This window comes from Streptomyces sp. HmicA12 (genome assembly GCF_000373565.1).
Classification (GTDB): Bacteria; Actinomycetota; Actinomycetes; order Streptomycetales; family Streptomycetaceae; genus Streptomyces.
Map to the genome: position 1 here is coordinate 1 of NZ_KB891831.1, position 25004 is coordinate 25004.

Sequence of the window (25004 nt, forward strand, 5' to 3'; positions counted from 1 at the left end):
AGGGGGATGTTGCCGTGCTTCTTCGGCGGCAGGTTCTCCCGCTTGGTGCGCAGCTGGCGCAGGCCCTTCACGATGTGGGCGCGGGTGTCGGAGGGCAGGATCACGGCGTCGATGTAGCCGCGCTCGGCCGCCGTGTAGGGGTTGAGGAGGGTGTCCTCGTACTCCTGGATCAGCCGGGCCCGGGTGGCCTCTACGTCGTCGGCGGCGGCCAGGGTCTTGCGGTGCAGGATGTTGACCGCGCCCTGCGCGCCCATCACCGCGATCTGCGCGGTCGGCCAGGCCAGGTTCAGATCCGCGCCCAGATGCTTGGAGCCCATCACGTCGTAGGCGCCGCCGAACGCCTTGCGTGTGATGATCGTGATCAGCGGGACGGTGGCCTCCGCGTAGGCGTAGATCAGCTTCGCGCCGCGCCGGATGATGCCCTCGTGCTCCTGCTCCACCCCGGGCAGGAAACCCGGCACGTCCACGAAGGTCAGCACCGGCACGTTGAAGGCGTCACAGGTGCGCACGAACCGCGCCGCCTTCTCGCTCGCGTGGATGTCCAGACAGCCGGCGAACTGCATCGGCTGGTTGGCGACGATGCCCACCGGACGGCCCTCGACCCGGCCGAAGCCGGTCAGGATGTTCGGCGCGAACAGCGCCTGCGTCTCGAAGAACTCCTCGTCGTCCAGGACGTGTTCGATCACCGTGTGCATGTCGTACGGCTGGTTCGCACTGTCCGGGATCAGCGCGTCCAGCTCGCGGTCCTCGTCGGTGAGCGCCAGATCGGCCTCCTCGGGGAAGGCCGGCGGCTCGGACAGGTTGTTCGACGGCAGATAGGACAGCAGCGACTTGACGTACTCGATCGCGTCCTTCTCGTCCCCGGCCATGTGATGCGCCACCCCGGAACGGGAGTTGTGCGCCCGCGCCCCGCCCAGCTCCTCGAAGCCCACGTCCTCGCCGGTGACCGTCTTGATGACGTCCGGGCCGGTGATGAACATGTGCGACGTCCGGTCCACCATCACCGTGAAATCGGTGATCGCCGGCGAGTACACCGCGCCGCCCGCACACGGCCCGACCACCAGACTGATCTGCGGAATCACCCCCGACGCATGCGTGTTGCGGCGGAAGATCTCCCCGTACATGCCCAGCGCCATCACACCCTCCTGGATGCGGGCACCACCGGAGTCGTTGATCCCGATCACCGGACAGCCGGTCTTCAGCGCGAAGTCCATCACCTTCATGATCTTCTGCCCGAACACCTCGCCCAGCGCCCCGCCGAAGACCGTGAAGTCCTGCGAGAACACCGCCACCGGCCGGCCGTCGACCGTGCCGTAACCGGTCACCACNCCATCGCCGTACGGCTTGTTGGCCTCCAGCCCGAAATCCGTCGAGCGGTGCCGCGCGAACTCGTCCAGCTCCACGAACGAGTCCTCGTCCATCAGCAGATCGATCCGCTCACGCGCCGTCAACTTGCCCTTCGCATGCTGCTTCTCGACCGCACGCGCCGAACCCGCATGCGTCGCCTCACCGATCCTGCGCCGCAGATCCTCGATCTTCCCAGCGGTCGTGTGAATGTCCGTGTCGATGTCGCTCACCGGTTGTCCGCCGTTCCGTCGATACGTCCCACCAGGCGCCAGGCGGCCGGAAGCAGCCCTGCCGCGAGCACCGCCTTGAGCGCGTCGCCGACCAGGAACGGCACCACGCCCGCCGCGATCGCCGCTCCGGCCGACATGCCCGTACTGATCGCCAGCCAACTCGCGCCCGCGAGGTAGACGGCCGCGGTGGCGAGTGCGTACATCGGCAGCGCCCGCCACGGGGAGCGGTCGGCGCCGAGGCGCGCGCCCTGCCCCACGATCGCTGCGGCGAGCAGGAAGCCCACCAGGTAACCGCCGGTCGCGCCGAACACGACGTGCGCGCCGCCCGCGCCCTGCGCGAAGACCGGCAGCCCGGCGATGCCCAGCGCAAGCAGCAGCGCCTGGGAGGCGAGTGCGCGGGCCGGGCCGAGCGCGGCGGCCGTGAGCAGTACCGCGAAGGACTGCCCGGTCACGGGTACCGGGGAGCCCGGGACCGGGACGGCGATCTGTGCCGCGACGGCCGTGAGGCCCGTGCCGAGCACCACCAGGAGCGCCGTGCGGGCCGCCGATGCCGTGAGCAGCGCGTCCGCCAGCACCGGATGCCTGCGCGGCGGGGCGTAGGTGAGGGTCATGAGGTGTACTCCAGCCTTTCTTGAGACGGTCAGAATGTGTCGACGGGGACGTGCGTGCCCCACACGTCGCGCAGCGCGTGGGCGACCTCGCCGCCCGTCGCGCGCAGCCGCAGCGCTTCGCGCATCGGGAACAGCACGTTGTCCGTACCACGGGCCGCGGCGCGCAGGGCGTCGAGCGCCCGCTCGACCGCGTCGCTGTCGCGCTCCTTGCGCAGGACCGCGAGCCGCTCGCACTGGTCGGCCTCGATCCGCGGGTCGACGCGGAGGGGTTCGTAGGGCTCCTCCTCGTCGAGGGCGTACTTGTTGACGCCGACGACGGTCCGTTCCTGGTTGTCGATCTCCAACGCGACGCTGTAGGCGGAGCGTTCGATCTCGGACTTCTGGAAGCCCTGCTCGATCGCGGCGACGGCGCCGCCGCGGTCCTCGACGGCCTGGATCAGCTCCATGGCCGCCGCCTCGATGTCGTCGGTCATCGACTCGACGACGTAGGACCCGGCGAACGGGTCGACGGTGCACGTCACGTCGGTCTCGTACGCGATGACCTGCTGGGTGCGCAGGGCGAGCCGCGCCGCCTTCTGCGTGGGCAGCGCGATGGCCTCGTCGTAGGAGTTGGTGTGCAGGGACTGCGTACCGCCGAGCACCGCGCCGAGGCCCTGGAGTGCGACCCGGACGAGGTTCACCTCGGGCTGCTGCGCGGTCAGTTGTACGCCCGCCGTCTGGGTGTGGAAACGCAGCATCTGCGACTTGGGGTTCTTCGCCCCGAACTCGTCGCGCATGATGCGCGCCCAAATACGGCGCGCTGCACGGAACTTGGCGACCTCTTCGAGGAGTGTCGTGCGTGCGACGAAGAAGAACGACAGGCGTGGCGCGAAGTCGTCGACGTCCAGGCCGGCGGCGATCGCCGCCCGCACGTACTCCTTGGCGTTGGCCAGGGTGAAGGCGATCTCCTGCACGGGCGTGGCCCCGGCCTCCGCCATGTGGTAGCCGGAGATCGAGATGGTGTTCCACCGCGGGAGCTCGCGGTGGCAGTAGGCGAAGATGTCGCTGATCAGGCGCAGCGACTGCTTCGGCGGGAAGATGTACGTGCCGCGGGCGATGTACTCCTTCAGCACGTCGTTCTGGATCGTGCCGGTCAACTGGGCGCCGGACACGCCCTGTTCGGCCGCGACGAGCTGGTACATCAGGAGCAGCGTCGAGGCGGGCGCGTTGATGGTCATCGACGTCGAGACCTTGTCCAGCGGCAGCCCCTGGAACAGGGTGCGCATGTCGTCGAGCGAGTCGATCGCGACACCGACCTTGCCGACCTCGCCCTGCGCCACCGCCTCGTCGGAGTCGTACCCCATCTGCGTCGGCAGGTCGAACGCCACACTCAGGCCGCCGGTGCCCGCGTCGACCAGCTCGTGGTAGCGCTCGTTGGACTCCTTGGCCGTGCCGAACCCGGCGTACTGGCGCATCGTCCAGGGCCGCCCCGTGTACATCGTCGGGTAGACGCCACGGGTGTACGGATACCGGCCGGGCGCGCCGAGGCGGGCGTCGGCGTCGAAGTCCGCCAGGTCCGAGCCGTCGTACAGCGGCTTGATGGGCAGGCCGGACTCACTGCGCGCAACGGATTCCACGGCGAATCTCCCTCGGTACTCGATATCGCCTTGACGGTACTCAGTACCATTCCCCTGGGGCAAGTGGCCCTCACATGCCGAGACGAGGAAAGATGGGCGATCATGAGCAAGCCAGCCGCGCGGACCCGCCTCGCCGACGCCGCGTTCGCCCTCTTCGACGAGCGTGGATACGAGCAGACCACCGTCGACGACATCGCCGAACGGGCCGGGGTCGGACGTACGACGTTCTTCCGGCACTACCGGTCCAAGGAAGAAGTGATCTTCCCGGACCACGACCGGCTCCTCGACCTGATCAGGGACCGGCTGAACACGTCGAGCAGCGGCACCGCGCTGGTCGCCGTCTCCGACGCGGTCCGCCTCGTACTGCTGCACTACCTGGAGGAGGGCGACCTCGCCCGTCGCCGTTACCGCCTCACCAGCAAGGTCTCCGCTCTGCGCGACCGGGAGATCGCGAGTGTGGCCCGCTACCAGCGGCTGTTCCGCGAGTTCATCGCCGACTGGATGGGCGACCCGACCGAATCGGCCTCGCTCCGGGCCGAGCTGATGGCCGCGAACGTGGTCGCCGCCCACAACCACGTACTGCGCCGCTGGCTGCGCGGCGAGTCCGCCGACCCGGTCGCGGAGATCGACGAGGCGATGCGGCAGGTGCTGGACCTCTTCCCCGCCCGGTCACCGGAGGCCGGGCCCCTCGGCGACGGCACCACCGTCGTCGCCTTCCGGACCGGCCAGGACCTCGAAGCCCTCCTCCCTCACCTGCGGCGCTTGGTCGAGGACGGGACGCGATGACGTCCGCGCTCATTCCGGTCCGGCGCCGAGAGCCTTGGACGGCACACTCCGGGTGACCGTGACGGGGCCGCCGGCCTGCGCGGCGCGGCGCGCCGCCGCTTCCCGTGCCGCTTCCCGCGGGTGGCGCCGGCGCCAGTAGGGGTTGTCGTGCGGCAGCCTGCTGGACACGCGCCCGTACATGCCGAACGTGAGGATGACCAGCCCCATCACGAAGCTGAAGAGGACGTTGGTCATGCCGAAGTCGAGCACGTTCGCGCCCTTGTCCAGGATGAACAGGTGGACGAAACCGCTGATCAGGAACAGGGCACCCACGGCCATGTTCAGCGTCGAGGCGATGTTTCCGCCGATGAATCCCCCGGCGACGAGGGCGAGGCCGACGACGACGGAGATGAGGCTCAGCACGCCGTTCGTGCTCAGACCCGCGATCCGGCTGCCGTCGGTGTTGAAGGGACTCAGCTGGTCGGCGAAACCGAGCAGTCCGAAGACCAGCAGCACGACGCCGCAGAACGCGGCGCCCCAGCGGTACACCTGCGCCAGCTTGTGGTCGACAGGAAGTTCGTCTTTGAGCTCCATGACCTGGGCACCTCTCTGATCGCATGCCGCTCGTTGTGCCCCCTGCCCCCCTGTTCCACTCGACAGTTCCTTTCGGATGCACTTGTCGCGAAATGTTCTTTTTTTGGCTAGCGGGACCGTACGGATTCAGAACGCGTACCGGATCGTCAGCCAGGGAGCGTGCGTCGACAGCAGTTCCCGCAGCCTGGCGATCGCCTGCTGCTTGATCTCCCGGGAGTAGCGGACGTTGACGGCACCGTTCTGCGAGCGTTTCGTCTCCTGCGCCGCGGGCTGCCACAGCACGTCCTCGGCGCGCGGGTGCCAGCCCAGATTGACCTCGTGCAGTCCTTGGTTGTGCGTCAGCATGATCACTTCGGCCGCCGCCTGCTGTTTCACCCGGTCCGGCAGTACGTCGTCCAGGTGCGTCAGCAGCTCGGCCCAGTCCCGCTGCCAGCCGGGGCGCAGGACGACCGGTGAGAGGTTGAAGTGCACCTCGTAGCCCGCGTCGACGAAGTCGGCGGCCGCCGCGATACGCCGGGCGACGGGGCTCGTGCGGATGTCCAGCAGCCTCGAATCCTCCCGCGGCATCACCGAGAAGCGGATCCGGGTACGGCCTCGCGGGTCGAGCCCCAGCAGGTCGGGGTTGACGAACTTCGTCGCGAACGAGGCCTTGGCGGTGGGCAGTTCACGGAACGCGGCGACGAGGTCGGCGGTGTTGTCGCACACGAGGGCGTCGACGGAGCAGTCGCCGTTCTCCCCGATGTCGTAGACCCAGGACCGCGGATCGCACTGGTTGGGTTCGCGTTTGGGGCCCTGGGCCCGCACGTGGCGGTGGATGTGGGCGACGATGGCCTCGATGTTGGTGAAGAGCGTGATCGGGTTCGCGTACCCCTTGCGCCGTGGGACGTAGCAGTACGCACAGGCCATCGCGCAGCCGTTGGAGGGGCCGGGCGCGATCCAGTCCGCCGACCTGCCGTTGGGCCGTGTCTCCAGCGTGCGTTTCGTGCCCAGCACCAGCGTCTGCGTCTTGACGCGCGTCCAGCGGGCGACGTTGCCGTCGTTGCCGTGCAGGGACGGGATCCGCCAGTGGCTGGGCACCTCGGTCACAGGGACGTCGGGCAGCCGGGCCATGATCTGCCGGCCGCGCGGGGAGGCGAGGGCGGCGGGTTCGGCGTAGACCTCGCGTACGTCGAGCATGCGCCGCGCCTCGGCACTGTGACGGAATCCGGTGTCCGCCGGGGCGGCCGGAGCCGGGTCCTGCCAGTCGAACAGGGCCTGCTGCTCCGGCGCGTTCGCGGACGGATCGGCCGGTGACCGGGGCACGCTTCCTTCCTTTCCGCGCCGCCGTCACCAGCAGGTGACGCGCGCACGATGTCGCTCTTCGCCTCACCCCAGCACCGTCATTGCGACCGGTCGCGCTCCTGCTCGAGGAGTGCTTCCAGGTCGGAGAGGCGGTCGAGGCCCCGTACCGCCTGGCTCATCCGCGCGTTGCGCGAGAAGCGATCACGATGGCGGTGCAGGAGGTTCCAGTATCCGGCGGTGAACGGGCAGGCCTCCGGACCGACCCGTACGGACGGCTTGAAACGGCAGTCCCGGCACAGGTCGCTCATGCGGTCGATGTAGGCGCCGCCTGACGTGTACGGCTTCGTGGTCATGCGCCCGCCGTCCGCGTACTGCGACATCCCCACCACATTGGGTACCATGACCCAGTCGTACCCGTCGACGAAGCTGCGGTGGAACCAGTCCGTGACGGCGCCCGGCTCCCAGCCCCGTTGCAGCGCATGACTGCCCAGGACCATCAGGCGCGGAATGTGATGCGTCCAGCCCGTCTCCCTGACCTGTTCCAGCACATGGGCGAGGCAGCGGGCCTCGGTGCCGTCCGGGTCGAGTTCCGTGAACCAGTCCGGCAGCGGGGCCCGGTGGCCCAGCGCGTTGCCCGCCCGGTACTCCTCGCCGAAGTACCAGTACACGTGCCAGACGAACTCGCGCCATCCGGCGACCTGGCGAACGAACCCCTCGACGCTGTTGAGGGGCGCGTCACCGGAGCGCCACCGGGCCTGCGCCCGCTCGACGCACTCCGCGGGGTCCAGCAGGCCCAGGTTGAGCGAGGAGGACAGCAGGCTGTGGCTCATCGTGGGGTCCCCGGCGAGCATGGCGTCCTCGTGCGCGCCGAAGGTGGGGAGCCGGTGATCGATGAAGCGGCGGAGCGCCGCCAGTGCCTCGCGGCGGGTGGCGGGGAAGCGACGCGGCCCGTCCTCGCCGATGAACTCGACGTCGCCGTCGCGGGCCCAGCGGTCGAGATCGGCGCGCACTTCGTCGTCGATCTCACTCTCCCGAGGGTGATAGGGCGCCGGGACGCCCAGCTCGGTGGCGCCGCGGGGCGGGGGCTCGCGGTTGTCGTGGTCCAGATTCCAGCGGCCGCCCGCCGGATGGTCGCCCTCCATGAGCAGGTCGTGCGTCTCCCGCACCCAACGGTAGAAGTCCTCCTGCCGAAGGCGCTTGCCCGTCCGGTCGTCCGCCCAGCGCTCGAAGGCGTCGTGGGTCACGAGGAAGCCGCGCGCCGGAAGCACCCGCACGGACGGCAGGGTCCGTACGAAGTCGAGGGCGGCGCGGGAGGTGGGGTGGTGCACCGTGACGGCGCGATCGCCCACGGCCTGCCGCAGCCCCTCGCGGTAGGTGTCGGCCCGCACGTACCGGACGCGGTCGCCGAGTTCCGCCGCACGGTGCCGCATGGCCGAGAGGATCAGGTGGGCCTTGGCGCGATGGAACCTGCGGCGCCTGAACACGGCACGGGACTCGATCATCAGCAGCGGGGCGTCGCGCGACGGTCCGCCGCCCGCGGGGTCGGTGAAGTGAGGACCGAGCTGGTCGCCGAACAGCCAGTGAACCGCGGCAGCTTGCTGTGCTGTCATGTCATGCGCTCCGGGCCGCTGGTGAGTGCCTTGGCCTCCGCGTCGACGGCCGTGCCGCCGAACGAACGCTCCTGCGAGGTGCCCGGACCTCTCCTCTCTCTCATCGGGAGAAGTCGCTGCGCAGAAGCTGCTCACGCAGGCGGTTCATGCCGCGGCGGACATGGCTCTTCACCGTGCCCAAGGGCCATCCTGTCCGCTCGGCGATCTGGGGCTGGGTCAGGTCGTCGTACAGGGCGAGCTCCAGCACCCGTCGCTGCGGTGCGGGCAGGCGGGTCAGCTCGTGCTGGACGACGACCCGGTCCAGGACGTGGTTCGCCATGTCCCGGCTCACCACGCCCGTGACGCTCAGCGCGGCGCCGGACGCCGCCACCAACTCGGCGCGCCGGGTCCGTCCGCTCAGCGCGTCGGCCACTTTCCGGCGGGTGATCCCCACCAGCCATCCGGCGAGCGTCCCGCGTACGGGGTCGAAGCCGTTGCGACCACGCCAGGCGGCGAGGAAGACCTGCTGGCTGACGTCCTCCGCCTCGCGGGCGTCACCGAGGGAGCGGTAGGCCAGCGTGTGCACGAGCGCGCTCCAACGCCGGTAGGCGGCCTCGAGGGCCGCTTCCTGTCCGTCGCGCAGGCCGGCGGCCAGCTGCTCATCGGCGAGGGACTCCTCGACCGGAGCCCAGGGAGTGCGCGCTGAAGCATCGGGGGCGGGTTGAGCAGTCATGGGAGGCTTCCCCTTCGCCGCTGTCTGGTGGCTCCCACCTTCACCAGCCGGACCCCGGCCGTTCCACTCGCATCGAATCTGCGTTGTTTTCCACGCGGGCGGGAAGGGCGCCCACCATTGCTTCTCTACCGTTCCGCGGATACGGAGGCTGTGGATGCATGCCGCGCCCGGACCGCCCCCGAGTCCTCGTCCAGGCATGCGCCTTTGTCGTGCGTCGATTCTGCGTCGTAAAGTCGGACCATGGACGATCTCTCAGGCGCCTCGCGGTGAACGACCCCGTGGCGAACGATCAGGTGGCGGCCGATCCCGTGGCGCCCGTCGACGGAGCCGGAATCACGACGGGGTCCCTGGCCCGCCGCCTCGGCGTCTCCCCCACGACGCTGCGCTCCTGGGATCAGCGCTACGGACTCGGCCCGGCCGTTCGTCCCGTCGGCCGGCACCGCCGCTGGTCGGCCGACGACGTGGCGATGCTCGAGGAGATGTGCCGCCTGACCGCGGCGGGTGCGCCGCCCGGCGAAGCGGCACGGGTGGCAAAGGAACGCGCCCGTGCGGGTCACCCGCAGCCCGCGGTGGCGGACGCCGCCCTCCCGCTCGCGGCTCCGGGCGGGGCGGCGCTTCCGCTGGGAGTCGTCCGTGCCGAGTGCCGCGGACTCGCCCGCGCCGCCGTGCGCCTCGACTCCGAAGCGGTGCAGGAACACCTGAACGCCTTCGTGCGCGAGCACGGTGTCGTGGCCGCCTGGGAGGAGGTCATGATGCCGACGCTGCACGCGGTCGGCCGCAAGTGGGAGACGTCGGGCGACCGCTACGTCGAGGTGGAGCACCTGTTGTCCTGGCACGTGTCGACCACCCTGCGCAACGCCCCTCTCCTGCTCGGCGGTCGTGCGCGCGTGCACGGGGTGGCGCCGATCCTGCTGGCCTGTGTGCCCGGCGAGCAGCACACGTTGCCCCTGGAAGCGGTGTACGCGGCCCTTGTGGTGGCCGGTCTGCCCGTGCGCATGCTGGGCGCCGCGGTCCCGGCCGAGGCACTGACGGAGTCCGTCCGCCGCACCGGCCCGTCCGCCGTGATGCTGTGGTCCCAGTCCCGCTCCTCGGCGAGCACGCCCTTGGCGGCGCATCTGGTCCGCACGGCGTGGGGTCTGAAGGGAGCGCGCCAACGCCCCCTGGTCCACCTCGCCGGTCCCGGGTGGGGTCCGGCCCCGGTCGAGGGGACGAAACGTCCCGGCGGACTGCGCGAGGCCATGACCGGGCTCGCCGGACCGGCCGCCCGGTGAGCGAAAAATCGGTTCCGCCGTCTGATCGGCCCGGCCTACGCTTCTTCGGCCGATGACATCGCGCATCCGACCCGACGGGGGCTTGAGGTGGACGTGCACAGCGGGAGCGGCCTCGCGTCGTGGGAACGGTTGCCCGGCTACGTCTTCCGGCCGTACCGCGGTCACGGCGACCCTGACGCGATGGCCGCTGTGCGGCTGGGCTGTGCGCGGCGGGATCGGGCCGACGCCCGGTCGGTCGTGGAGCGGCTCCCGACGGCGGCCGAGATCGCCGAAGCCTCCGCCGGGCTCGACGACCCGTCCCGGGACCAGGTGGTGGTGGAGCACGACGGCGCCGTGGTCGGCTACTCGACGATCAGGTGGTGGCAGGAGCGGGACGGGACGTGGCTGTACCTGCACCGTGGCCACCTGCTGTCCGGACATCGCGGCCGGGGCGTCGGCTCGGCCATGCTCGCCTGGGCGGAGAGCCGCATCCGTCGGCTGGCGCACCGGCACGGAACGGCGCGAACGGCGGTGATCGGCGCGAATGCCACGGCGTCCGAACAGGAGGCGACGGCGCTGCTGCTCGGAGCCGGATACCGGCGTGTCTTCAGCCTGGTCGAGTTGGAGCTGGCCGACCTCCGGCAGCTCCCCGACGCACGGCCGTTGCCGGCCGGCATCCGCATCGGCGCGATCGATCCCGGCGACTACCGCGCGGCCTGGAGGACCGTCGTAGATTCGTACGCGGACACCGCCTTCACCCCGATGTGGACGTTCGAGAGCTTCCTCGCCACGGCCGACCCGACCTGCTGGCGGGCCGCGTGGGACGGGGACAGCATGGCCGGGGTCGCTCTGAGCTCCCTCCACGGTCCCGAGCCGGTCGTGGGGGAAGTCGAGGAGTTGAGCGTCCGGGCAGGATCGAGGCGTCTGGGTCTCGGGCGGGCCCTGCTGCTGGAGGGGCTGCGCCGGCTTCGCGAACAGGGCGCGAAGAGTGCCCGGTTGTACACCGGGACCGCGAATCCGCACCGTTCCTACGACCTCTACGAAAGCGTGGGGTTCCGGCGCCGGAGCGAGTACGTCCGCTACCGCAAGCCGATCGCCGCCTGATCCGGCCGACCTTCCGACCGCTCTCCCGGCAGAGCTCGGGCACGTCCGACTCGCGCCTGCACCTCCCGGTCGGAAAGCGCTTACGCGGTGACGTCAGGGCGAACCCCGACGCAACAGGTGCCGAGCGGGTGCGCACTCGTGCGTCCCAACTCCGCCGCGAGTGGCGTGCGGTGTCCGTGAGAGGTCACGCATGAGGCGCTCGGTGTCGCCGTTCCAGGGTGCTCCGGGTGGGGGTTGGCGCGAAGTCCCCGGCCCGGTGTGGCGGGCGGCCGAGATCTCCGTTTTCCTTGCGACCGTCTGCAAATCCGACGAAGTTCGCGATGGAGGTAGACATGTCCATACCGAGCACCGCTCGGGACGGGGTGAACCGCGTACTGCGCCCCTTCAACGTGCGGGTGGTCCGTGGGCAGAGCGACGATCCGGCGATCAAACCCTTCCTGTCCGCCCGGAGGACGTTGGCGGCGGCCCGGCGGGCGGGACTGTCCCTGGAGGACTACATCGACAACTACAGCGCCGCTCCGGGCGCGACCGCCGAGACCGTGGACGCGCTGCTGCGGCTGGCGGATCTGGGCGAGCACGTGGAGCGCGTGTGCGAGATCGGTCCGGGGTCGGGCCGGTACTCGGCCCGGGTGATCGCCGCGACGCACCCGGACACGTACGAGATCTACGAGACCGCGGGCGACTGGCTCCCCCGCCTCAAGGCGCTGCCGAACGTGGTCGTGCAACCCGCCGACGGGCACACGCTGAGCGCCACCGCCGACAAGTCCGTGGATCTCGTGCACGCCCACAAGGTGTTCGTCTACCTGCCGCTCGTCGTGACCGTGGGCTATCTCGACGAGATGGCCCGGGTCGTCCGCCCGAAGGGAGTGGTCGCGTTCGACGTCGTGAGCGAGAACTGCCTCGACGACTCGACCACGAGCGAGTGGGTCTCCAGTGGCTCGACCCTCTACAGCATGATCTCGCGCTCCTGGCTCGTCGATCGTCTCGCCGAGCGCCAACTGTCCTTCCTGGGCAGCCACTTCGTGCCGCTCAGCGGCGGCCGGACCGAACTGCTCGTGTTCCGGCGGGACTAGGTCGTGTCCGCAAAGTCCCTCCTGCCTCGCGACGCCTGGCACGCTTCCCCAAGCTCTCCGACAAGCTCCGAGCAGGGGAGACCCCATTCGCCGCACCGGGCGGACGGAGGGACTTTGCGGACACGACCTGGCGCCCGGGGTTCGGCCCCGGACCGAACCGGTCCCGGCGGCGCCGGGGGCCGCGACGTCAGGTCCCCGACACCACCGGTGTGTCGGTCCGGTCCGCCACCGATCCCCGGGTCGCCGTCTTCGGGACGGGCTGATCGTGGCGCAGGGCCTTCCACACGCGGTGCGACGCCTTTTCCAGGGGCAGGACTCGGCCCGCGTCCTGTGCGTCGTAGGTGACCGGCATCGTCACCATGGTGGTGCGGTCGGGGCTGATGCCCTTCAGTTCCTTGGCGAGTCCGAGCAGTTTGCCGGCGGACGCCAGCTCGGAGTCCGCGCTGACGCTCTTGGTCGCGGTGTCCGCCAGCGCGTAGGACTTGGCGGGGCTGCCCAGCGGGTCGACCGTGTCGGCGCGGTGGATCAGGGCCTTGATGAACGCCTGCTGCAACTGGATGCGCCCCAGGTCGCTGCCGTCGCCGACCGCGTGCCGGGTCCGTACGAGCGCCAGGGCCTCCTTGCCCTTCAGCCGGTGCTTGCCGCTGTCCAGGGAGAGGCCGCTGCCCCGGTCGTGCAGGGCGGTGCGGGTGGTGATGTCCACGCCGCCGAGTTCGTCGATGAGTTTCTGGAAGCCCTTGAAGTCGACTTCGAGGTAGTGGTCCATGCGCAGGCCCGACATCTTCTCGACCGTCTTCACGGTGCAGGCGGGCCCGCCCAGCGCGTAGGACGAGTTGAACATGGCCTGCTCCGGCGGCACGGTGCCGCCGTGCGGCTGATCGCAGCTGGGGCGCTGCACCAGCGTGTCGCGCGGGATGCTGACGACCGACGCCTTCTTGTGGGTCTTGTCGACGTGCAGGACCATCGCCGTGTCGGCGCGGGCGCCGACGACGCCGCTGCCGTACTGGCCATGGGTCCCGGCCCGCGAGTCGGAGCCCAGCAGGAGGATGTTCATCGCTCCGTTGTGCTGCTCACCGGGCCGGTCGCTGCCGAGGGCGGCGTTGACGTCCGTCCCCTTGATGTTGCCGTTCAGGTGCTGCCAGGCGTAGGCCACGCCGCCACCGCCGACCAGGACCGCGCCCAGGGTGCCCCCGGCGATCCAGCGCAGGGCGCGCTTGCGCTTCCTGTGCCGGGACCGGCGCAGTCGCGCGGGCCCGTAGGCGGGCACCGCGGGCGCGTCGGCCGGGTGCGCCCGGTGCTCGTCCCCGCTCTCGTGCGGCATGTGCTGCCCTTCCTCGGTGACCGGCTGCTCAGTAGGCGGAGTCGACGTTGTCGATGGAGCCGTAGCGGTCGGCGGCGTAGTTGGCGGCCGCGGTGATGTTGGCGACCGGGTCGGTCAGGCTCTGGGAGGTGCCCGCGACGTGGTACGTGTCGAACGTGGGCTGGATCATCTGCAGCAGCCCCTTGGACGGGGTGCCGTTCTGGGCGTTGATGTCCCAGTTGTTCTGGGCGTTCGGGTTGCCGGACGACTCCCGCATGATGTTGCGCTGCAGCCCGTCGTAGGTACCGGGGATGCCCTTGGCCTTCATGATGTCGAGCGACTGACGGATCCAGCCGTCGAGGTTGTCGGGGTACGACTTCGCCGCCGCGGCGGCCTGTGTCGTCCCGGCGCTCTTGGCAGCGGGCTCGGCGGCCTGGGCGGACGAGGGAACCAGCGTCAGGATCGCGGCGGCGGCACCTGTCGCGGCGATACCGGCGGCGGAGATCCTGCGGATCCGGGCGGTGCGGCCGGCGCGGGGCAGTGTCGTGGCGTTGGCCATGGTGGGGGGTTCTCCAATGAAGTACGGCGTTGCGTCATGCGCGGCGAGCCGGTGCCGGGGCATCCGGCCGGTCCCGCCGCTCGGAACTTCCGTCAGGGTTAGCGGCGCGGAGCGACCCGGCGCAAAGGTGTGACGTACTACCCGAGTACGGAGAAGCGGGACATCGAGCCGGTCCGCGACGAATCCGGACGGGGCCCTCGCTGGATCTCCCGGCGTGGCGGGATTACTACCGTCGATCGCATGTGCCGCAGCTCATATGGGTGGGCTCACAGGCCGACCGGTCGGCGAGCGCCCCGGCGGCACCCCCGGGACGGCCCGGCCCGACCTTCACCCTTAGGGCCTTTAGTCCCGATTTCGTATGTTTCAGGTGGGCACGCTGGCAGTCAGCACCGCCACCGTCAGAAGCGAGAGGTCCATGCTCGGCAGCACCCCCGGCCATCCGCACGCCCCCACCCCGCGTCCTGCGGCCCCCGTACCGCTCGATGCCGTCTCCGTGGACGAGCTGGCGGACGCGGCGACGGCCGCGCTCACGGCGAAGGTCGTTCTGACGCCCAAGCCCGGATTGCCCGACTGCCGCAGCGTCTCCGCGCGGCAGAGTTCCTTCCACTCCTTCGTCGACTCCGGCGAACGGCTTCACGACGCGTTTCGCGAGGCCGCCGCCGCGGCGTCCGACACCCGCCGCCTGGCCGCCGCCTGCCGTGCCGCTCAGGCGGAGCTTCCGCACACGGGCGCCTGGGCGGGCCTGGACGCCGCCGCCCGCCTGCTGTGCCTGCTGGCGGCCGCCTGCGGGTACGGCGCCGCGGACGCCGCCGACGCCTGCCGCATCGCCCTGGATCTGGGCAGGGCCACCGACGAACGGAACCCGCACGACGGCTCCGGTCCGGCGTGGCCGGCGAAGACCGACGAGGAGGCACTCGCGCTCGTCCAGTCGGCGCTGCCGATGCTCCGGGAGGCGCGCGGGCGCGGCGAACCGGAGGAAGCCGCCCAACTCGACGTCCTGCTCCATCTGATCGCCTCGTTGGACGACTCCCGGGTGCTGCACGAGCACGGCCCACTGGCTCTCCGCCTGATCCAGCAGGATGCCGCGGCCACCCTGGACGCGGGCGGAGCGGGCAGTGCCGAAGGCGCCCACCGACTCCGCGAACTGGACGTCCTGGCACGGCGCTACGGCATCTGCCCCGCGGGGAGCGGAGCACTGCTGGCGGGACTCCTCCTGCTCGACGGCCTCAGCGACACGGCACGCTCGACCGCCCCAACCGCCCCGACCGGCTGAGCCGTCACGGCTCCGGGAGGAAGGAGGGGAAGGAGGGGAAGGAGCGGTCGACACCCGGTACGGCGCCGCCGGACCCCACGGCTCGGTCGTACCGCCCGATCGCCTCCACCGAGAAGTCCCCCTGTTTGCCCGCCAAGGCGCAGGGCAAGCGGCATTGAGTGCTTGGGACCACAGGCGCAGCTGCGGGAGCAGTGTGCCTGGACACCGGTCCTTGTGCTCCTCGCGGTCACATCGTTGACAGCACGTCCTGAGGAGCACCCCCTGATGGCGACTCACCGCTCGCACGACGACGCCCCGGCCACCCGGCGGACCTTCGAACGTCTCGCCGACACCTCGCCGGGCCCGGAACACGACCTGCTGAGCGCCGAGCTGATCGAGGCATGGCTGCCCATGGCCCACCGCATCGCACGCCGCTTCCGCAACAAGGGCGAGAGCCAGGAAGATCTTCAGCAGGTCGCGGCGATGGGCCTGGTCAAGGCCGTCGGCCGCTACCAGCCCGAGCGCGGCGCGTTCGAGTCGTACGCCGTGCCGACCATCACCGGCGAACTGCGCCGCCACTTCCGCGACCACACCTGGGACGTCCGCGTGCCGCGTCGCGTACAGGACCTGCGCAACAAGGTCCGCGGCGCGCGCCGCGACCTGATGAACCGGCCCGGCCACGCCGCCGAGCCCGGGATCGCCGAGATCGCCGCCGGAGCCGGCCTGACCCTCGACGAGGTGCGGGCCGGGATGGAAGCCCTGGAGAGCTACAAGACGCTCTCCCTCGATGCCGAGGTCACCACGTCGGACGACGGGTTCAGCCTGTCCGACACCCTGAGCGAGACCGAGTCCGGCTACGACCTCGTCACCGACCGCGAAGCCGCCAAGGAAGGCCTCAAGCACCTCTCGGAACGCGAACGCACCATCCTCTACCTCCGGTTCTTCGAGGACATGACCCAGGCGCGCATCGGCGAGCGGATGGGCATCTCCCAGATGCACGTGTCCCGGCTGATCACGCGCAGCTGCGCACAGATCCGCGACCACGCCAACGGGCCGTCGGTACACCAGGAGGCCGCCTGACCGGCCGCCCGCGGTGCGGGACGGCACACTCCAGCGGTCCCGTGCCGCGGGGGCGGGAACGTGGTCGCCGCGCCTCTTGGCGAGGCCCCGTGCCGGGGTTGCGGGCCCGTTGGGTGCCCCTGATCTAGGGCCTGTCTTCAAACTCCCGTCTGCCCCGCGACGCCTGGCACGCTTCCCCAAGCTCTCCGACAGGCTCCGAGCAGGGGAGACCCCATTCGCCGCACCGGGCACAAGGCCAAGTACGTCCGGCCCATCGTGGGTGTCGTGCGCCCGGCACGCCGAGAGCACGCTTCCCCAAGCTCTCAACTCCGTTCGAGCAGGGGAGACCCCATTGACGCCGCGAGGCCGCCCTCCGGGCGACGACGGGAGTGTGAAGACAGGCCCTAGGTGCCGACGGTCGCGCCTCGGGTCGTAGCTCCGCGCTGAGGACGGTGCCTCGCGGGATCACGCCCGGGCCGACGCACGATGACTCCTCGTACGCGTAGGGGCGTGCGAAGCCGCCCGGCCCCTCGGCAGCAGGGATCACCGCGATGAAAGGTGTCGCGTCGGCCGGCCCGCCGAACCCGTCGAGGCGGCGGCCGGCGGGGCTCGGAACCGCGAACCCGCCGGTACGCACCCCCCGAACCGCCGACTCTGTACGCCTCCCCGTGCGCACGCTCTCACTCCCGTGTCTCCGTCAACATCCGCCACCCCGGCGCATAGCGGCCGTGCAGGACCAGTGACGCGGCGCCCACCGCCCCGGCCGTCTCGCCGATCAGGCTGCGTTCGACCGTCACTCTGCCCAGTGCGCGGGTCACCGATGTGTTGTTGACGGCGGCGTCGATCTCCTCGCTCAGGACATGCTCGACGCCGACGAGCGCCTCGCCTCCCAGCACGACCCGGCTCACGTCGAGCAGCGCCACGGCCCCGCGCACCGCCTGCCCCATCCGGCGGCCCGCCAGGCGCACCACGTCACAGGCCGCGGGGTCACCGGCGCGCACCGCACGCCGCAGCAACTTCCAGTCGGCGCGCACCGCTTCGGGGCCGCCGCTGAGTCCGATGCGCCGCGCGGCGGCACGGCCGTGCAGGGTGAACAGGTCGTCGACCAGGGCGGCGGGGTTGCAGTTCGGGCCGAGACAACCGTTGCTCCCGCAATCGCACAGGCGGCCTCCGGCCTCGATCTGGGCGTGACCGATCTCGCCCGCGTTGCCCGAATCACCGCGCAGGGTCTGGCCGTTGAGCATGATGCCGGCTCCGATGCCCGCACCCATGTACAGGAACAGGAAGCCACCGGCGCGCTCCTTGCCGCCGATCCAGCGTTCGCCGATCGCCGCGGCCGTCGCGTCGTTGTCCATCGCGACCGGCATGCCGGTCGCCTTCGCGAACATGTCGAGCAGCGGCACGCATGTCCAGCCGTCGAAGTTGGGCGGGTCCACCACCGTTCCGGCCTCTGTGTCGATGGGGCCCGGCGAGGCGATCCCGAGACCGAGCAGGCGGCCGCGGTCGATGGCGGCGCGTTCGGGCAGCCGCAGCGCGGCACGCGCCACCTTGTCGACCACCTCGCCGGGGACACTCGGCCGCGGCAGCGCGAGCCGGCGGCTGAGCAGCACCGATCCGGCGAGGTCGACGAGGGCGATGACGGCGGCATCCGGATCGAGGTGCACCCCGAGGGCGTAGGCGCCGTCGGCACGCGGCACCAGCAGCGTGCGACGTTTGCCGCCGCTCGAGGGGGCGCGCCCGGACTCGGCGATCAGGCCTTCGTCCAGCAGCCGCCGTACGACGTTGGACACCGTCTGATTGGTGAGCCCGGTGAGCGGCCCCAACTCGACGCGGCTGACAGGCCCCTTGGTGCGGATGGCGTCCAGGACGACGGCCTGGTTGTAGCCACCCACTCGGGGCAGATTGGTCCCGCTTCGCATGACGCGGCGCTCCTCGCTCGTGCGGGTCCGTACAGCCGACGGCCAGGAACTCGGCTCCCGCTGGCGGAACTTGGCCACCGAGATTATGCAGCAGGCGTTGACTTAGTCCATCCATTGGATTTAGGTAATGCGCCAGACGCACCATGCACCCCACCAGCACCTGCTGCGCCCTCCGCACCACTCGCCCTGCCCCGTGCACAGCTCCCCCCTTGCACAGCCACCGAGCCGACGCCCTTTTCGTACGCATACGTCCAGCCCCCGTACCCCTCCCGTACGTCCCGTGTCTCCCGCAGCTACGCCCCGCACCCCTCGCAGTCGCGCGCCCGAGCCAGGCGCATGAGCCGCACCTTCGGAGGATTCCCTTGCGCAAGAAACTTCTCGCCGCCCTCGCGATCACCATCGCGACAACGTTGTCAGCCGCAGGCTGCGGCGGCTCCGGGACCGCCGGCGGCGGCAACACGATCAAGGTCGTGTACTGGCAGCACCTGGACCAGAACGACAAGAAGCAGCAGAAGTTCCTCGGCTCGATGAAGCAGTCCTTCGAAAAGGCCCACCCCGGCAAGAAGGTCGAGATCGTCCCGGTCACGGCGTCCGAGAACGACTACTACACGAAGATCCAGCTGATGATGCGCTCGCCCTCGACCGCGCCCGACCTGGTCTACGAGGACACCGCACTGATCAACTCCGACATCACCAGCGGATACCTCAAGCCGATCGACGAGTACGTGGCCAAGTGGTCGGAGTGGGGCAAGTTCGCCAAGGCCGCCAAGGCCGCCGTCTCCTCGCCCACCGACGGCAAGACGTACGCCGTCCCGGACGACACCGACACCCGGGGTATCTGGTACAACCAGGAACTGCTCAAGAAGGCGGGGATCAAGACTCCCTGGCAGCCGAAGACCTGGCAGGACATCCTCGACGTCGCCCGGACGGTCAAGAAGAAGCTGCCGGGTGTGACGCCGATGAACCTCTACACCGGTCAGGCCGGCGGCGAGCAGTCCACCATGCAGGGCTTCGAGATGCTGCTGTACGGGACCGACGCCGCGGGCGACTCCCTGTACGACGCCGAGAGCAAGAAGTGGATCACCGGCTCGCAGGGGTTCAAGGACGCGCTGAAGTTCGTCCACACCGTCTACGGCGAGGACCTGGGCCTGTCCAGGTCGACCGCGCTCGGTGCCAACGCGGGCACCGAGGTCGGCACGAAGCTGCTTCCCGAGAACAAGCTCGCCATCAACATCGACGGCTCGTGGATGGCGAACAACTGGCTGAAGACGGGCCCGCGTCCGTGGCCCGAGTGGACGAAGACGATGGCCTCCGCCGCCATGCCGACGCAGCACGGTCAGGCACCCGGCAAGGTCAGCATGTCGGGCGGCTGGGCCTGGTCCATCCCGTCGAAGGCCAAGAACCCCGATCTGGCCTGGAAGTTCATGAAGTCGATCAAGAACAAGGCCCATTCGACGCAGTGGAACATCATCGAGTCGACGACCGCCGTCCGCACCGATGTGGCCGTCGACCCGAAGTACCTCAACGCCACGCCGACCAACAAGTTCTTCACCGGCCTGGTCAAGTACACCCACTTCCGCCCGGCGCTGCCGAAGTACCCGCAGGTCTCCAACGCCATCACCAAGGCCATGGAGTCCGTCACCACCGGCCAGAGCTCGGTGGACGAGGCGGCCAAGACGTACGACCAGGAGCTGGCCACGGCCGTCGGCTCCGACAGCACCGCCAAGGGCAACTGATGAAATCCGCTGCCGCAACCGCCGACGCCGCGCCCCTGAGGCGTGCGTCCGGCGGCCGCGCGGCGGGCCAGTCGCTGCTGCGTGGCCTTCCGCTGCTGCCGTCGCTCGTCCTGCTGGCCGTGTTCCTGGCCGGACCGATCCTGTACTGCGTCTACGACGCGTTCACCGACGCCCAGTTGACCGGCGCCGCCGAGACGCACTTCGTGGGCCTGGACAACTTCACGCGGGCGCTCGACGACCCGGACTTCCTCAACTCCCTGTGGCTGACGCTGGTGTTCGTCGTGGGTTCCGCCGTCATCGGGCAGAACACGCTCGGGCTGAGCCTTGCGGTCATGGCCGAGAAGGCGACCCGTCCGGTGCGCTCGATCGTCAACGGCGTGGTGATCGCCGCCTGGGTGCTGCCAGAGGTCGTCGCCGGCTACCTGATGTACGCGTTCTTCTTCCAGCAGGGATCGCTGAACGACGTACTCGACCTGCTCGGCCTGCCGCGGCAGAACTGGCTGTACACCATGCCGATCCTGGCGGTGTGCCTGGCCAACGTGTGGCGGGGCACCGCCTTCTCGATGATGGTCTACTCCGCCGCGCTCAACGAGGTTCCGCGCGAGCTGGTGGAGGCCGCCGAGATGGACGGCGCGGGCGTGTGGCACCGGCTGTGGCACGTCACGCTGCCGGTCATCCGCCGCACCGTCATGACCAATCTGATGCTGATCACCCTGCAGACGCTCTCCGTCTTCGGGCTGATCTACGCCATGACGCGCGGCGGCCCCGGCAACAAGAGCCAGACCCTGCCGGTGTTCATGTACCAGCAGGCGTTCCAGAACAGCCTGATCGGCTACGGCACGGCGATCGCGCTCGTCCTGCTGGTCGTGGGCGCCCTGTTCTCCGTCGTGTATCTCAAGCTGCTCAAGGTGGAGGAGGACTGATGGCCACCACCGACCTGAGGCCGACGGCCAAGGCGGGCCACTTTGACGGGAACACCCGCCCCGCACCCGTCGTGGGCACCGCGCGCCGCCGGATCCGGCCCTCCCGCATCGCGGTCAACCTCGTCCTGCTGGTGATCAGCCTGCTGTTCGTCCTGCCGCTGGTGTGGATGGTGTTCGCGTCCATCAGCTCCACGGCCAGCTTCGAACTGAGCCTGCCCTCGCCGCCGACGCTGGACAACTTCCACGCGATCCTCAACACCGACACCACCTACCGGCCGATGCTCAACGGCCTGCTGCTGTGCGGCGGCGCGACGCTGCTGTGCGTGGTCGTCTCGATCCTGGCGGCCTACCCGCTGTCGCGTTACCGCTCCCGGCTGCGCCGCCCGTTCCTGTACACCGTCCTGTTCACCACCGGGCTGCCCATCACCGCGGTGATGATCCCCGTGTACAGCATGTTCGTACAGGTCGAGCTGATCGACTCGATGGCCGCGACCACGCTGTTCCTGACGGCGTCCGCGCTGCCGATCGGGATCTGGCTGATGAAGAACTTCATGGACGGTGTGCCCATCGTCCTGGAGGAGGCGGCCCGGATCGACGGCGCGAACGCCATGCAGTCGCTGACGCGGGTGGTACTGCCGCTGATGTGGCCGGGTGTCACCGTCGTCACCGTGTTCACCTTCATCAGCATGTGGGGCAACTTCTTCGTCCCGTTCGTGCTGCTGCTGTCGCCGGAGAAGCTGCCGGCGTCGGTGAGTGTGTTCACCTTCCTCAGCGCCCACGACCAGACGCAGTACGGGCAACTGGCCGCGTTCTCCCTCGTGTACACGCTGCCCGTGGTGATGCTCTACCTGCTGCTGACCCGCAAGCTGGGCGGCGGATTCGCGCTCGGCGGCGCCCTGAAGGGCTGAACTCACCTTCCTGCCCCACCTGTTCACGTACGTCCTTCGAAAGGTGTTCTGTGCATTCCGACCGCGACATCGTCGAGCGTCGGCTGCGGCGCGTACTCGACGAACGCATCCGGCCCGCCGTCCACGCCGTTTCCGTCCCGCTCGAGGTGGGCATCTGGCAGGTGCCGGGCGAGCCCGTCCCGGTGGCGGAAGGCCTGGCCGCCGATTACCGGCCCACCGAACCGGGAGCGCACTGGGGCCCCGCCTGGACCACCAGCTGGTTCAGGCTCAGCGGCCGCGTCCCCGAGGAGTGGGCGGGGCGCCGGGTCGAGGCCGTCGTCGACCTCGGCTTCGGCACCACCGAACCGGGCTTCTCCGCGGAGGGCCTCGCGTACCGGCCCGACGGCACTCCCGTGAAGGCGCTCAACCCGCGCAACATCTGGCTGCCGGTCACCGAACGGGCCACGGGCGGCGAGGAGTTCGTCTGCTACGTCGAAGCCGCGGCGAACCCCCTCGTCATGCACTCCGGGCCCGAGGACCGCAGTTACGCGATCACCCCGATCGGCGGCCGCGCGCCGTGGCTGGACGATCCGAACGCTTCGGGCGGCGAGCAGATCTACCGGCTGCGCCGGCTCGACCTGGCCCTCTTCGACGCGGAGGTCTACGAGCTCGTACACGACATGGAAGTGCTCGACCAGCTCATGCGCGAGCTGCCCGAGCAGTCGCCGCGCCGCTGGCAGATCCTGCGAACGCTGTCCAACGCCCTGGACGCCGTGGACCTGCAGGACATCAGCGGCACCGCGACCGCGGCCCGCGAGATCCTCGCGCCCGCCCTGGCGCCTTCCGCCACCACGGGTGAGCACCGCATCTCCGCGGTCGGCCACGCCCACATCGACACGGCCTGGCTGTGGCCCCTGCGCGAGACGGTGCGCAAGGTCGCCCGCACGGTCTCCAACGTCACCCAACTCATGGACGAACACCCGGAGTTCCGCTTCGTGATGTCCCAGGCGCAGCAGCTCGCCTGGCTCAAGGAGCACCGCCCCGAGGTGTACGAGCGTGCCCAGGAGAAGGCGAAGACGGGGCAGTTCGTGCCGACCGGCAGCCTGTGGGTGGAGCCGGACACCAACATCACCGGCGGTGAGGCGCTGGCCCGCCAGTTCATCCACGGCAAGCGGTTCTACCTCGAAGAGTTCGGCGTCGAGACCGAGGACATGTGGCTGCCGGACACCTTCGGCTACAACGCGGCGATGCCGCAGCTGATGAAGCTGGCGGGCGTGCGCTGGTTCCTGACGCAGAAGATCTCGTGGAACACCACGAACAAGTTCCCCCACCACACGTTCTGGTGGGAGGGCATCGACGGCACCCGGATCTTCAGCCACTTCCCGCCGGTCGACACGTACAACAGCGACCTGTCCGGCGCGGAGGTCGCGCACAGCGTCCGCAACTTCCAGGACAAGGGCGCGGCGAACCGATCGCTCGCCCCGTTCGGCTACGGCGACGGCGGTGGCGGCCCCACCCGCGAGATGCTCGCGCGCGCCGAGCGCCTCGCCGACCTGGAGGGCTCGGCCCGGGTCGAGATCGAGCGGCCGGGGGACTTCTTCGCCAAGGCGTTGGAGGAGTACCCGGACGCCCCGGTCTGGGTGGGCGAGCTCTACCTGGAGTTCCACCGCGGCACACTCACCAGCCAGATCGCGACCAAGCAGGGCAACCGGCGCAGCGAACACCTGCTACGCGAGGCGGAGTTGTGGGCGGCGACGGCCGCGCTCCGCACCGGCGCCCCGTACCCCTACGAGGCACTGGACCGGCTGTGGAAGACGGTTCTGCTGCACCAGTTCCACGACATCCTGCCGGGCACGTCGATCGCATGGGTGCACCGGGAGGCGGAGGAGACGTACCGTCAGGTCGCCACTGAATTGGGAGACTTGATCGCATCGGCGCAGACGGCACTGGCCGGACCGGCCGACGCCGACGGCTCCGAGGTCGTCTTCAACGCCGCTCCGCACGCCCGTGGCGGCACGGCGGCCCTGGGCGCCGCGCGGCGCGCCCGGCAGGAGTCGGCCACCGTCGTCCCGATCGCGCGCGACGGCGGCTACGTCCTCGACAACGGGCTCGTCCGCATCGTCATCGACGAGCGGGGCCTGGTCACCTCCGCGTACGACGTGGAGGCGGACCGTGAGGCGCTGCCGCCCGGCGCGAGCGCCAACCTGCTCCAGCTCCACCAGGACTTCCCCAACCAGTGGGACGCCTGGGACGTCGACGCCTTCTACCGCAACACCGTCACGGACCTGACGGACGCGGAGTCGGTGACCGTGGTGGACGGCGCGGTGAAGGTGACGCGCGCCTTCGGGGCCTCCCGCGTCGAGCAGACCCTGAGCCTGGCGCCGGACGCTCGCCGCCTGGACGTCGACACGGTCCTGGACTGGCACGAGACGGAGAAGCTGCTCAAGGTGGCGTTCCCGCTGGACGTGCGGGCGGCGCACTCGACGGCGCAGGTCCCGTTCGGGCACGTCGAGCGGCCCACGCACACCAACACCAGTTGGGACGCGGCGAAGTTCGAGGTGTGCGCGCACCGCTTCCTGCACGTCGGGGAGCGGGACTGGGGCGCGGCGGTGGTCAACGACTCGACGTACGGCCACGACGTGACGCGTGACGTGCGGGAGGACGGCGGGACCACCACCACGGTCCGTCTGTCCCTGGCCCGCGCGCCCCGCTTCCCCGACCCCGACACCGACCAGGGCACCCACCGGCTGCGCTACGCCCTGGTGATCGGGGCGGGTGTCGAGGACGCGATCCGCGAGGGGTACCACCTCAACCTGCCCGAGCGCGTGGTGCCGGGCTCGGCCGAGGTGGCGCCGCTGGTGTCCGTCGACGCCCCGGCCGTCGTGGTCGAGACGGTCAAGCTCGCCGACGACCGTTCCGGCGATGTCGTGGTCCGCCTCTACGAGGCCCACGGAGCCCGCGCCACGGCACTGCTCACGCCCGGCTTCCGGATCACGTCGGCTACCGCCACCGACCTCCTGGAACGCCCGCGCGCCGCCGACGAGTCGTGCTGTGAAGCAACCGATGACGGGGTCAGGCTGCGGCTGCGCCCGTTCCAGATCCTGACGGTGCGGCTGGTTCCCGAGCAGGGGTGAGACCGCGGTGCGGGAGGGGTTCAGCCGGTCATGAGCCCCTCC

Annotated in this window: 20 protein-coding genes; 10 read left to right on the forward strand and 10 right to left on the reverse strand. The window is 70.2% G+C overall.

The features are described 5' to 3' along the window. The 3 genes from B072_RS0130195 to B072_RS0130205 form a co-directional block, all read right to left on the reverse strand. Nucleotides 1-1577, reverse strand: a 1577-nt coding sequence (locus B072_RS0130195) for an acyl-CoA carboxylase subunit beta (protein ID WP_018533691.1), incomplete at its 3' end; no start/stop codon positions are given. Then, complete coding sequence (locus B072_RS0130200; protein ID WP_018533692.1) at nucleotides 1574-2188, reverse strand: biotin transporter BioY; 615 nt, start codon at nucleotides 2186-2188, stop codon at nucleotides 1574-1576. The genes B072_RS0130200 and B072_RS0130195, both read right to left, overlap by 4 nt. 29 nt (nucleotides 2189-2217) lie before the next feature. Continuing rightward, nucleotides 2218-3804: an acyl-CoA mutase large subunit family protein gene (locus B072_RS0130205; protein ID WP_018533693.1), complete on the reverse strand. Its 1587-nt coding sequence runs from the start codon at nucleotides 3802-3804 to the stop codon at nucleotides 2218-2220. A gap of 102 nt (nucleotides 3805-3906) precedes the next feature. Here B072_RS0130205 and B072_RS0130210 point away from each other — a divergent pair, with 102 nt between their 5' ends. Next, nucleotides 3907-4590: a TetR/AcrR family transcriptional regulator gene (locus B072_RS0130210; protein WP_018533694.1), complete on the forward strand. Its 684-nt coding sequence runs from the start codon at nucleotides 3907-3909 to the stop codon at nucleotides 4588-4590. Nucleotides 4591-4599: 9 nt separating this feature from the next. On the opposite strand, the gene B072_RS0130215 is transcribed toward B072_RS0130210, so the two are convergent. The 4 genes from B072_RS0130215 to B072_RS0130230 form a co-directional block, all read right to left on the reverse strand. Continuing rightward, a complete protein-coding gene (locus B072_RS0130215; RefSeq protein ID WP_018533695.1) occupies nucleotides 4600-5163 on the reverse strand; it encodes a DUF4383 domain-containing protein in 564 nt (187 codons plus the stop codon). A 126-nt stretch (nucleotides 5164-5289) separates the two neighbouring features. Continuing rightward, complete coding sequence (locus B072_RS0130220) at nucleotides 5290-6465, reverse strand: spore photoproduct lyase family protein (RefSeq protein WP_018533696.1); 1176 nt, start codon at nucleotides 6463-6465, stop codon at nucleotides 5290-5292. A gap of 77 nt (nucleotides 6466-6542) precedes the next feature. Next, nucleotides 6543-8054, reverse strand: a complete 1512-nt coding sequence (locus B072_RS0130225) for a cryptochrome/photolyase family protein (RefSeq protein WP_018533697.1) — start codon at nucleotides 8052-8054, stop codon at nucleotides 6543-6545. Nucleotides 8055-8154: 100 nt separating this feature from the next. Next, entirely contained in the window at nucleotides 8155-8766 is a 612-nt protein-coding gene (locus B072_RS0130230; protein WP_018533698.1) for a sigma-70 family RNA polymerase sigma factor, read from the reverse strand. A gap of 278 nt (nucleotides 8767-9044) precedes the next feature. Here B072_RS0130230 and B072_RS0130235 point away from each other — a divergent pair, with 278 nt between their 5' ends. The 3 genes from B072_RS0130235 (at nucleotide 9045) to B072_RS0130245 (ending at nucleotide 12193) form a co-directional block, all read left to right on the forward strand. Then, complete coding sequence (locus tag B072_RS0130235) at nucleotides 9045-10037, forward strand: MerR family transcriptional regulator (protein ID WP_234018955.1); 993 nt, start codon at nucleotides 9045-9047, stop codon at nucleotides 10035-10037. An 87-nt stretch (nucleotides 10038-10124) separates the two neighbouring features. Next, the gene (locus tag B072_RS0130240; protein ID WP_018533700.1) at nucleotides 10125-11120 is read left to right on the forward strand and encodes a GNAT family N-acetyltransferase; all 996 of its coding nucleotides are present in this window, start codon (nucleotides 10125-10127) and stop codon (nucleotides 11118-11120) included. 332 nt (nucleotides 11121-11452) lie between these two features. Beyond that, a complete protein-coding gene (locus B072_RS0130245; RefSeq protein ID WP_018533701.1) occupies nucleotides 11453-12193 on the forward strand; it encodes a class I SAM-dependent methyltransferase in 741 nt (246 codons plus the stop codon). 187 nt (nucleotides 12194-12380) lie between these two features. Here B072_RS0130245 and B072_RS0130250 read toward each other — a convergent pair whose 3' ends face one another. Then, complete coding sequence (locus B072_RS0130250; protein ID WP_018533702.1) at nucleotides 12381-13514, reverse strand: LCP family protein; 1134 nt, start codon at nucleotides 13512-13514, stop codon at nucleotides 12381-12383. A 28-nt stretch (nucleotides 13515-13542) separates the two neighbouring features. Next, the gene (locus B072_RS0130255) at nucleotides 13543-14052 is read right to left on the reverse strand and encodes a transglycosylase SLT domain-containing protein (RefSeq protein WP_018533703.1); all 510 of its coding nucleotides are present in this window, start codon (nucleotides 14050-14052) and stop codon (nucleotides 13543-13545) included. A gap of 415 nt (nucleotides 14053-14467) precedes the next feature. On the opposite strand from B072_RS0130255, the gene B072_RS44405 reads away from it, so the two are divergent. Together B072_RS44405 and B072_RS0130270 are read left to right on the forward strand one after the other, a co-directional pair. Then, complete coding sequence (locus B072_RS44405) at nucleotides 14468-15325, forward strand: triphosphoribosyl-dephospho-CoA synthase (RefSeq protein ID WP_018533704.1); 858 nt, start codon at nucleotides 14468-14470, stop codon at nucleotides 15323-15325. A gap of 264 nt (nucleotides 15326-15589) precedes the next feature. Beyond that, nucleotides 15590-16384, forward strand: a complete 795-nt coding sequence (locus B072_RS0130270; RefSeq protein ID WP_018533706.1) for a SigB/SigF/SigG family RNA polymerase sigma factor — start codon at nucleotides 15590-15592, stop codon at nucleotides 16382-16384. Nucleotides 16385-17043: 659 nt separating this feature from the next. Here the strand turns inward: B072_RS0130270 and B072_RS0130275 are convergent. Continuing rightward, nucleotides 17044-18282, reverse strand: a complete 1239-nt coding sequence (locus tag B072_RS0130275; RefSeq protein ID WP_043245010.1) for an ROK family transcriptional regulator — start codon at nucleotides 18280-18282, stop codon at nucleotides 17044-17046. A 362-nt stretch (nucleotides 18283-18644) separates the two neighbouring features. Here B072_RS0130275 and B072_RS0130280 point away from each other — a divergent pair, with 362 nt between their 5' ends. The 4 genes from B072_RS0130280 to B072_RS0130295 are packed head-to-tail and all read left to right on the forward strand — an operon-like array spanning nucleotide 18645 to nucleotide 24962. Further along, a complete protein-coding gene (locus B072_RS0130280; RefSeq protein WP_018533708.1) occupies nucleotides 18645-20018 on the forward strand; it encodes an extracellular solute-binding protein in 1374 nt (457 codons plus the stop codon). Then, nucleotides 20018-20941, forward strand: coding sequence for a carbohydrate ABC transporter permease (locus tag B072_RS0130285; protein ID WP_018533709.1), 924 nt, complete (start codon nucleotides 20018-20020; stop codon nucleotides 20939-20941). Before B072_RS0130280 ends, B072_RS0130285 begins: the two co-directional genes overlap by 1 nt. Then, nucleotides 20941-21849 (forward strand): carbohydrate ABC transporter permease, encoded by a 909-nt coding sequence (locus B072_RS0130290; RefSeq protein WP_018533710.1) that lies wholly within the window; start codon nucleotides 20941-20943, stop codon nucleotides 21847-21849. The genes B072_RS0130285 and B072_RS0130290 overlap by 1 nt, the downstream gene beginning before the upstream one ends. Nucleotides 21850-21899: 50 nt before the next feature. Next, nucleotides 21900-24962, forward strand: a complete 3063-nt coding sequence (locus B072_RS0130295) for an alpha-mannosidase (RefSeq protein WP_018533711.1) — start codon at nucleotides 21900-21902, stop codon at nucleotides 24960-24962. Nucleotides 24963-25004 lie beyond the last annotated feature (42 nt).

What these genes read in the sequence shown, in the direction of transcription:
- B072_RS0130200 (WP_018533692.1), bottom strand. Translation starts at nt 2,188, where the DNA reads ATGACCCTCACCTACGCCCCGCCGCGCAGGCATCCGGTGCTGGCGGAC.
- B072_RS0130210 (WP_018533694.1), top strand. Translation starts at nt 3,907, where the DNA reads ATGAGCAAGCCAGCCGCGCGGACCCGCCTCGCCGACGCCGCGTTCGCC.
- B072_RS0130215 (WP_018533695.1), bottom strand. Translation starts at nt 5,163, where the DNA reads ATGGAGCTCAAAGACGAACTTCCTGTCGACCACAAGCTGGCGCAGGTG.
- B072_RS0130225 (WP_018533697.1), bottom strand. Translation starts at nt 8,054, where the DNA reads ATGACAGCACAGCAAGCTGCCGCGGTTCACTGGCTGTTCGGCGACCAG.
- B072_RS0130230 (WP_018533698.1), bottom strand. Translation starts at nt 8,766, where the DNA reads ATGACTGCTCAACCCGCCCCCGATGCTTCAGCGCGCACTCCCTGGGCT.
- B072_RS0130245 (WP_018533701.1), top strand. Translation starts at nt 11,453, where the DNA reads ATGTCCATACCGAGCACCGCTCGGGACGGGGTGAACCGCGTACTGCGC.
- B072_RS0130250 (WP_018533702.1), bottom strand. Translation starts at nt 13,514, where the DNA reads ATGCCGCACGAGAGCGGGGACGAGCACCGGGCGCACCCGGCCGACGCG.
- B072_RS0130255 (WP_018533703.1), bottom strand. Translation starts at nt 14,052, where the DNA reads ATGGCCAACGCCACGACACTGCCCCGCGCCGGCCGCACCGCCCGGATC.
- B072_RS44405 (WP_018533704.1), top strand. Translation starts at nt 14,468, where the DNA reads ATGCTCGGCAGCACCCCCGGCCATCCGCACGCCCCCACCCCGCGTCCT.
- B072_RS0130270 (WP_018533706.1), top strand. Translation starts at nt 15,590, where the DNA reads ATGGCGACTCACCGCTCGCACGACGACGCCCCGGCCACCCGGCGGACC.
- B072_RS0130275 (WP_043245010.1), bottom strand. Translation starts at nt 18,282, where the DNA reads ATGCGAAGCGGGACCAATCTGCCCCGAGTGGGTGGCTACAACCAGGCC.
- B072_RS0130285 (WP_018533709.1), top strand. Translation starts at nt 20,018, where the DNA reads ATGAAATCCGCTGCCGCAACCGCCGACGCCGCGCCCCTGAGGCGTGCG.
- B072_RS0130290 (WP_018533710.1), top strand. Translation starts at nt 20,941, where the DNA reads ATGGCCACCACCGACCTGAGGCCGACGGCCAAGGCGGGCCACTTTGAC.